Source organism: Ramlibacter sp., from assembly GCF_013697775.1.
Taxonomy (GTDB): Bacteria; Pseudomonadota; Gammaproteobacteria; order Burkholderiales; family Burkholderiaceae_C; genus Ramlibacter.
In genome coordinates this window covers 1-8,218 of sequence record NZ_JACCWG010000280.1, presented here as the reverse complement: position 1 = coordinate 8,218, position 8,218 = coordinate 1, and the positions used below count along the sequence as shown (strand labels likewise).

The window sequence follows — 8,218 nt, the reverse complement described above, 5'->3', positions numbered from 1 at the left end:
CCTGCCGCCCGTGCCCAGCCGGGGCTTCGCGCCGCCCGCGCTGGCGCGCCCGATACCGGTGGTGCCGGGCCGCCCGGAAGAAGCGCGCAATCCGCGCGCCGAGCAAGAGCGCGCGCAACAAGAGCGTCTCCAGCAAGACCGTGTGCTGCAGGAACGTGCCGCGCGCGAGCAGGAGCGCCAGCAACGCGATGCCGGCATGCGCCAGCAGCAGGAGCGCGCCGCGCGCGATCAGGAACGCATGCAGCGCGAGCAGGAGCGTGCCCAGCGTGATGCGGCCGTGCGCCAGCAGCAGGAGCGCATTGCCCGCGAGCAGGAACGCCAGCAGCGCGACCAGGAACGACTGCAGCAACAGCAGCAGCAGCAGCAGCAGCCGCGCGCGGTGCCGGCGCCGCAGGCCGCCCCGCAGGCGATCGAGCGCCCGCGGCCGCAGCCTCAGCAGCGGCCGCAGCGCGACGACGATGAGGACAAGCGCGGTCGCGGGCGGGGCCGCGACTGATCCTGGTTGCGTCGAAGCCGTCCGAAGCGATTGCTGGAAGCCGTCCTACATCCTTGCCTGGCGCGGCCATTAGGCTGCACGAATGCCATCAGACAAAAGCGGGGATGGTGGACGGTCCGAATTCGAGGTCGCCTACGACACCAAGGAACTGGGCCGCGCGCTGCAGAAGAAGCTGCTGCGCCAGCGGCTGGCCGACTTCAGCGACAGCCGCGCGCCCGACGCCGGCCACGCCGAAGACGGCACCCTGGACCGCAGCCACGCGCTGCCGCGCGAGGACCGCGCGGGGTAAATCTCTAACCCAACCGCAGCGCCGCCACACCGGCCACGATGGCGGCTGCACCCAGCGCGCGCCGCAGGCTGAACGCCTCTTTCAGCAACCACATGCCCAGCAGCACCGCGAACAGCACCGAGGTTTCGCGCAGCGCCGCAATCGTGGCAACCGGCGCGCGCGTCATTGCCCAGAGAGCGACGGCGTAGGAGCCGAACGATGCCACCGCACCGACTGCCGCCAGCGGGGCACGCTGCCGCGCGTAAGGCCAAACCACGGCGCCGCCGCGGCGCGCCAGCACCAGCAGGCCGAAGGGCCAGCCTTCCAGCGCGAACAGCGCCAGCACGTACTGCAGCGCATTGCCGCTCGCGCGCACGCCCAGGCCGTCGACCAACGTGTAGGCCGCGATGATCAGGGCGTTGGCCAGTGCGAACGCCACCGCGCGCGGTGACTCCATCGCATGGCGCGACAGCCCCAAGGTCAGCACGCCGGCGCTGATGCCCAGCACGCCGGCCCACGACCAGCCGCTGAGCGGTTCGCCGAACACCAGCATTGCCGACAGTGCCACCAGCAGCGGCGCGCTGCCGCGCATCAGCGGGTAGGTCAGGCCCAGGTCGCCGTGCTTGTATGCGCCTGCCAGCGCAATGTAGTAGCCGCTGTGAATGACGAGGGAGGCGCCGATGTACGGCCAGGCGGCGGCCGGCGGCCAGCCCACCACGAGCAGCGCCGGCAGCGCCAGCGCGCTGCCCAGCGTGCGGATGAGGGCGGTGTCCAGATCCTTGTCGGTGCTGGACTTGATCAGCGCGTTCCAGCCGGCGTGCAGCGCCGCGCCGCACAGCACCGCGGCGACGATCGGCCAGGTCAGGGCTTGGGCTTGCATGCAGGACGAAGAAGGAATTCGGGCAGGAGCATTGCAGCGCGCCGGCCCACAGCCGGGACGATCGCTGTCAAGATAAGGGTTCGCGTCGAGCCTACACCACAAGGAGTCCCGAGCCGTGGCAACCCAAATCCATCCCGCCCTGGCGGCGCTGCGCAAGAGCGGCGCGACCAAGGTGAAGGTCGCGGTCAGCGACATCGACGGCGTGCTGCGCGGCAAGTACCTGCACATCGACAAGTTCGAGGGCGCCGCCGAGAGCGGCTTCGGTTTCTGCGACGTGGTGTTCGGCTGGGACAGCCAGGACGTCACGTACGACAACGCGCTAGTCACCGGCTGGCAGCACGGTTTTCCGGACGCGCTGGCCCAGGTGGACCTGGACACTGCGCGCCACGTGCCCTGGGACAACGGGGTGCCGTTCTTCCTGGGCAACTTCGTTACCGCCGACGGCGCGCCGCATCCGGTGTGCCCGCGCCAGATCTTGAAGCGCGTGCTGGCGCGCGCCGAGAAGATGGGTTTTTCGGTGATGACCGGCTTCGAGTTCGAGTGGTTCAACTTCCGCGAGACGCCGCAGACCTGGGCCGCCAAGAAGGGCGTCGGCCCCGAGCCGATCACGCCCGGCATGTTCGGCTATTCCGTGCTGCGCATGGCCGACAACCCCGGCTTCTTCAATGCCCTGATGGACGAGATGCTGGCGTTCGGCATTCCCATCGAAGGCCTGCACACCGAGACCGGGCCCGGCGTGTACGAGGTGGCGATCACTTTTTCTTCGGCGCTGGAGCAGGCCGACCGCGCCATCCTGTTCAAGACCGGCGCGCGCGAGATCGGCAAGCGCTTCGGCATCATGCCCAGCTTCATGGCCAAGTGGAGCGCGCAGTACCCGGGCTGCAGCGGCCACATCCACCAGAGCCTGTCGGACGGCAAGAACAACCTGTTCTACGGCGCCGACAGCCCTCGCAAGATGAGCCCGCTGTTCGAGAGCTACGTGGCCGGCCAGGTGGCCTGCATGATGGACTTCGGCGCGCTGCTGTGGCCCACCATCAACAGCTACAAGCGGCTGGTCGACGGCTTCTGGGCGCCGGTGAAGCCGACCTGGGGCATCGACAACCGCACGGCCAGCTTCCGAGTGCTCGCCGGCTCGCCGAAGTCCACGCGGCTGGAAACGCGCTGCCCCGGCGCCGACGTGAATCCGTACCTCGCCATGGCCGCCGTCATCGCCGCCGGCCTGCACGGCGTGGAGAAAGGCCTGAAGCTCACCACGCCGCCGATCACCGGCACCAACCAGGGCTCCGACGACATCCCGCGCGCGCCGCGCACGCTGCTCGAGACGGCGCGCGCGCTGCGCGGCTCCGAGGTGGCGCGCGACTGGCTGGGCGACACCTTCGTCGACCACTTCGCCGCCAGCCGCGAGTGGGAATGGCGCCAGTGGCAGGACGCGGTGACCGACTGGGAATTGAAGCGCTATTTCGAGATCATCTAGGACCGTTCACACGATGCAGATCCGCCGCCTGACCGCTGACGATGCGACCGCCTACCGGGCGCTGCGCCTGCGCGGGCTGCGCGAGCATCCGGACGCCTTCACCTCGAGTGTCGAAGAAGACGAGACGCTGCCGCTGGACGCGTCGGCCAGGCGGCTGCGCTCCGAGGCGCAGACCTTCTGGGGCGCGCTCGACGGCGACGGCATGCTGCTGGGCATCGTCGGCCTGGACCGCGAGACGCGCGCCAAGAACCGCCACAAGGCCACGGTGGTCGGCATGTACGTCGCACCCGAAGCGGCGGGCCGCGGCTGCGGCTGCGCGCTGCTGGAGGCGCTGGTCGCCTGCGCGCGCCAGGAAGGCCTGGAGCTGCTGGTGCTGACCGTGACCGAAGGCAACGGCGCGGCCGCCGCGCTATACGAACGCTGCGGCTTCCGCTCCTTTGGCATCGAGCCGCGCGCCATCCAGGTCGATGGCGTCGCTTATGGCAAGAACCACATGTATCTCGATTTGAGGCAGTCCGAATGAGCTTGAGCAACTTCGCATTCCCCACCGCCATCCGCTTCGGCGCCGGCGCGCGCAAGGAGGTCGGCCCACACCTGCGCGAACGCGGCCTGAAGCGCCCGCTGATCGTGACTGACAAGGCGCTTGCCGCATTGCCGGTTCTGGCCGAATTCAAGACGCACCTGCAGGGCCTTGACGTGGCCGTGTTCGGCGGCGTTTTCGGCAACCCGACGGCCAGCCAGGTGATGGAGGGCGCCGCCGCCTTCAAGGCGCACGGCGCCGACTGCGTGATCGGCTTCGGCGGCGGCGCTGCGCTGGACGTGGCCAAGGTGGTGGGCATCGCCGCTACGCACGAGGGCGACATCCTGGAGTACGTGTGGGACCACCCGCAAGTGCGCGCCATCACGAACCCGCTGCCTTACTTCGTTGCGCTGCCGACAACCTCCGGCACCGGCTCGGAAGTCGGCCGCTCGGCGGTGGTGAGCGAGAACGACACGCACTTGAAGCGCGTGGTGTTCAGTGCCGCCATCCTGGCGCGCCAGGTGTTCGCCGACCCGGAGCTGACGCTCGCGCTGCCGCCGCACGTGACGGCGGCCACCGGCATGGACGCGCTCACCCACAACATCGAGAGCTACCTCTCGCCTGCCTACCACCCGCTGTGCGACGGCATCGCGCTGGAGGGGACGCGCCTGGCCGCGCGCTCGCTGGCGCGCGCGGTGCGCGAGCCCGGCGACATCGCGGCGCGCGGCGACATGATGATGTCCTCGATGATGGGCGCCATCGCCTTCCAGAAGGACCTGGGCGCGGTGCACGCCTGCGCGCACGCGCTGGGCGCGGTGTGCGACCTGCACCACGGCCTGGCCAACGCGTTGATGATCGACACGGTGCTGGCGTGGAATTACGAAACCGTGCCGGAGAAATTCGACGAGCTGGCGCACGTGTGCCGCGTCCCCGGCGGCGGCGCGGCCTTCGTCGGCTGGCTGAAGGCGCTAAAGGCCGAGATCGGCATCACGGGTTCGCTGTCGGCGCACGGCGTGCAGGCCGCGCAGATCCCGCGGCTGGTGAAGATCGCGCACGGCGACATCTGCCACCAGACCAATCCGCGGCCGTGCACGCCGGCGGATTTCGAGCGGCTGTTCCAGGCAGCGCTGTGAGGAGGCACGCATGACGGACCGCCTGAAGATCGGCATCAGCGCCTGCCTGTTCCACCCGGATGCCGAACGCAAGGCGGCGCCGCAAAAAACGCTGCAGTGGATAGAGCAGTCCACCGCGCACTGGCTGATGTCCGAAGGCGCGCTACCGGTGATGGTGCCCTCGCCCTTCGGCGTCACCGCGCGTGGCGAGGTGACGCTGCACGACTACGCCGGGTGGCTCGACGGCCTGGTGCTGCACGGCGGCGCCGACGTCGCGCCGGGGAGCTACGGCGAGGAGCCGCTGCGGCCCGAGTGGAGCGGCGACCGGCTGCGCGACGAATACGAGATCGCGCTGGTCAAGGCGTTTTCCGATGCCGGCAAGCCGGTGTTCGGCATCTGCCGCGGCCTTCAGCTGATCAACGTGGCGCATGGCGGCACGCTCTACCAGGACATCTCCACGCAGAAGACCGGCGCCCTGGTGCACCGCGACGCGGTGGCCTACGACCTGAATTTCCACCACGTCGACATCGTTGCCGGCTCGCGCCTGGCGCAGCTGCTGGGCGAAACGCGGCACAAGATCAATAGCGTGCACCACCAGGGCGTGAAAGACCTGGCGCCCGGTTTCGTGGCGGAGGCGGTGTCGCCGGACGACGGCGTCATCGAGGCCATCCGCCATACCGGCGACGCCTGGGTGGCGGCCGTGCAGTGGCATCCCGAGTTCCACTTCCCCGAACTGGGCGTGGTGGACGATACCCCCCTGTTGCGCGACTTCCTCGCGGCCGCGCTGGCCGCGCGCAAAGCATGAACACCCTGTCCATTCACAACCCGGCCACGGGCGAGCAGATCGCTTCGCTGGAGGCCGACACCGCCGCTTCCGTCGCGGCCAAGGCCGCCGCCGCGCGCGCGGCGCAGCCCGCCTGGGCCGCCATGCCGCTGGCCGAGCGCCGCGCCTGCATCGCGACGCCGTGGTACGCGAGCTGCAGCCGCTGGCCGCCACCATGACGCGCGAAACCGGCAAGCCGATCGCCATGTCGCGCAACGAGCTGAACGGCCTGCTGCCGCGCATCGACTTCTTCCTGCAGGAAACCGAAACCGCCATCGCGCCGCGCGGCGTGTTCGACGAGGGCGGCATGCGCGAGCAGATCGCGCACGAGCCGCTGGGCGTCGTCGCCAACATCTCGGCCTGGAACTACCCGTGGTTCGTCGGCTGCAACGTGATCGTGCCGGCGCTGCTGACCGGCAACGCGGTGCTGTACAAGCCATCCGAATACGCCACGCTCACCGGCCGCGAGATCGCGCGGCTGCTGCACGAAGCGGGCGTGCCGCGCGAGGCCATGGCCTGCCTGGTCGGCGCCGGCGAGGTCGGCGCGGCGCTGCTGGCGCAGCCGATCGACGGCGTGTTCTTCACCGGCTCGCACGCCACCGGCAAGCGCATCGCCGAGACGGTGGGCAGCCGCTTCGTCAAGCTGCAGCTGGAGCTGGGCGGCAAGGACCCCACCTACGTTTGCGACGACGTGGATCCGAAGGCCGCCGCCGAATCACTGGCCGACGGCGCCATGTACAACACCGGCCAGAGCTGCTGCTCGGTGGAGCGCATCTACGTGCACGCGGCCATCCACGACGCTTTCGTCGATGCATTCGTGCAAACGGTGAAGGGCATGCGCATGGGCGACCCGATGGACGACGGCACCTACATCGGCGCCATCACGCGTGCGCCGCAACTGGACGTGCTGCAGGCCCAGGTGAAGGATGCGCAGGCCAGGGGCGCGACCTTGCTGGCGGGCGGCAAGCGCGGCCCGGGCCCGGGCAACTGGTTCGAGGCCACGGTCTTCAGCAACGTGGACCACGGCATGGAGCTGATGCGCGAAGAAAGCTTCGGCCCGGTCATCGGCATCCAGAAGGTGACGGACGACGACGAAGCCCTGCGCCTCATGAACGACACGCGCTACGGCCTGACCGCGGGCGTCTACACGCGCGACGAAGCGCGCGCACGCAGCATCCTGGCGCAGGTGCGCGCGGGAAGCGTCTACTGGAATTGCTGCGACCGCGTAAGCCCCAGGCTGCCGTGGAGCGGCGTCGGCGATTCAGGCGTGGGCCTCACGCTCTCCACTTACGGCATCCAGACCTTCACACGCACCAAGGCCTGGCACCTGCGCGCGCCGTAAAGCGCCCCATGCAAAAGGCCGACGCGAAGTCGGCCTTTTGCATCTGATCAAAATAAAGATCAATCAATCAGTTTGTTCTTGAGTGCGTAGTACGTCAGGTCGCTGTTGGAAGAGAGGTTCATCTTTTCCATCAGGCGCGTGCGGTAGGTGCTGACCGTCTTCACCGACAGCGACAGGTCCTTGGCGATGTCGCCGGCCGATTCGCCCTTGGCGAGCTTCAGGAACACCTGGAATTCGCGCTCGGACAGCTGCTCGTGCGGGGCGCCGCCGTCGTTGCGGTTGAGCTGGCGGGCCAGCAGTTCTGCCACGGCGGGGGAGATGTAGCGCCGGCCCAGGGCCACGGTGCGGATCGCGTTGACGATCTCCATCGGCTCGCAGCCCTTGTTGAGGTAGCCGCTGGCGCCCTGGCGGATCAGGTTCACCGCGTACTGCTCTTCGGGATAGCCCGACAGCACCAGGATGCCGACATCGGGCGCCTTGGCGCGGATCATCGCCAGCGCGTCGATGCCGCTCTGGCCGGGCATGGAGAGGTCCATCAGCAGCACGTCCATTTCGGTGACGCGCACCAGGTCGATGGCTTCCCGGCCGGTGGATGCTTCGCCCACCACGCGCAGATCGACCTGCTCGTTGAGGAACTGGCGCAACCCGGAGCGGACGATGGCGTGATCGTCCACGATGCCAACTTTAATGATCGAATCGTTCATGTTTCCCTGCGGCGTGGTTGCCGGCTTAGGACGCGCTCACGGGCGCATCGACCGGGTGATTATTGCTCTGCCACCTGTCCTCTGGCTCTGCCGTAGGCTCAGGCAAAAGCGCATCATCGCGTAGTCCTTTTCCCACAGCTGAACCATGGGGAATGCCGATTGTAAGCGGCTGGCGGGCATGCAAGCCGCACCGCTACAGGCGCGGATGCGCAGCGAGCGCCCACTGAAAAGCCCGTGGAAGCCGAACGGGGTTTCGCACGTCCGCAAATGGCGAGCACAGCCGGGGCGGGTCGCGATGATCAGGCGGTGCCTCTTCAGTCCTCCACCCTTCGGTCCGCCATGCCCCGGCCGTTCGCCGCGCTCGCCTGGTCCAACCTGTCCGCGCAAGCCGCCGAGCAGCTCAGCCTGGCGGCCGTGCCGCTGGTCGCCGTGCTGGTGCTGGGGGCCGGCCCGGGTGCCACCGGCACGCTGGCGGCCGTGCAGACCCTGCCCTTCCTGCTGCTGTCGCTGCCGCTGGGCCTGCTGGCCGACCGCGTCTCGCGCCGCGGCCTGATCCTGGCCGCCGAAGGCGTGCGGGCGCTGTCGCTGCTGCTCCTGCT

The 8,218-nt window shown here is 69.1% G+C and carries 10 protein-coding genes and 1 pseudogene; 8 read left to right on the top strand and 3 right to left on the bottom strand.

The genetic code is table 11. The features are described from left to right. A partial coding sequence (locus H0U68_RS14035) for a hypothetical protein (RefSeq protein ID WP_296356596.1) occupies positions 1-349 on the bottom strand: 349 nt, incomplete at its 3' end. Positions 350-578: 229 nt separating this feature from the next. Between H0U68_RS14035 and H0U68_RS14030 the strand changes: the two genes are divergently transcribed. Next, positions 579-785: a hypothetical protein gene (locus H0U68_RS14030; RefSeq protein WP_296356594.1), complete on the top strand. Its 207-nt coding sequence runs from the start codon at positions 579-581 to the stop codon at positions 783-785. A 4-nt stretch (positions 786-789) separates the two neighbouring features. Here H0U68_RS14030 and H0U68_RS14025 read toward each other — a convergent pair whose 3' ends face one another. Further along, positions 790-1,644, bottom strand: coding sequence for an EamA family transporter (locus H0U68_RS14025; RefSeq protein ID WP_296356593.1), 855 nt, complete (start codon positions 1,642-1,644; stop codon positions 790-792). A 115-nt stretch (positions 1,645-1,759) separates the two neighbouring features. Here H0U68_RS14025 and H0U68_RS14020 point away from each other — a divergent pair, with 115 nt between their 5' ends. The 6 genes from H0U68_RS14020 to H0U68_RS13995 are packed head-to-tail and all read left to right on the top strand — an operon-like array spanning position 1,760 to position 6,915. Next, complete coding sequence (locus H0U68_RS14020; protein ID WP_296356591.1) at positions 1,760-3,118, top strand: glutamine synthetase family protein; 1,359 nt, start codon at positions 1,760-1,762, stop codon at positions 3,116-3,118. Positions 3,119-3,131: 13 nt separating this feature from the next. After that, positions 3,132-3,641, top strand: coding sequence for a GNAT family N-acetyltransferase (locus H0U68_RS14015; protein WP_296356589.1), 510 nt, complete (start codon positions 3,132-3,134; stop codon positions 3,639-3,641). Then, positions 3,638-4,771: an iron-containing alcohol dehydrogenase gene (locus H0U68_RS14010; RefSeq protein ID WP_296356587.1), complete on the top strand. Its 1,134-nt coding sequence runs from the start codon at positions 3,638-3,640 to the stop codon at positions 4,769-4,771. Before H0U68_RS14015 ends, H0U68_RS14010 begins: the two co-directional genes overlap by 4 nt. Before the next feature lie 10 nt (positions 4,772-4,781). Beyond that, the gene (locus tag H0U68_RS14005; RefSeq protein ID WP_296356585.1) at positions 4,782-5,555 is read left to right on the top strand and encodes a type 1 glutamine amidotransferase; all 774 of its coding nucleotides are present in this window, start codon (positions 4,782-4,784) and stop codon (positions 5,553-5,555) included. Beyond that, positions 5,552-5,752, top strand: a complete 201-nt coding sequence (locus H0U68_RS14000; protein WP_296356584.1) for an aldehyde dehydrogenase family protein — start codon at positions 5,552-5,554, stop codon at positions 5,750-5,752. Before H0U68_RS14005 ends, H0U68_RS14000 begins: the two co-directional genes overlap by 4 nt. Then, positions 5,716-6,915 (top strand): aldehyde dehydrogenase family protein, encoded by a 1,200-nt coding sequence (locus H0U68_RS13995; protein WP_296356582.1) that lies wholly within the window; start codon positions 5,716-5,718, stop codon positions 6,913-6,915. The genes H0U68_RS14000 and H0U68_RS13995 overlap by 37 nt, the downstream gene beginning before the upstream one ends. A gap of 59 nt (positions 6,916-6,974) precedes the next feature. Here the strand turns inward: H0U68_RS13995 and H0U68_RS13990 are convergent, their stop codons facing one another. Further along, a complete protein-coding gene (locus H0U68_RS13990; RefSeq protein WP_296356597.1) occupies positions 6,975-7,607 on the bottom strand; it encodes a response regulator transcription factor in 633 nt (210 codons plus the stop codon). Positions 7,608-7,958: 351 nt separating this feature from the next. On the opposite strand from H0U68_RS13990, the pseudogene H0U68_RS13985 reads away from it, so the two are divergent. Next, positions 7,959-8,218 (top strand): annotated as a pseudogene (locus H0U68_RS13985) (MFS transporter); the annotation flags it as partial.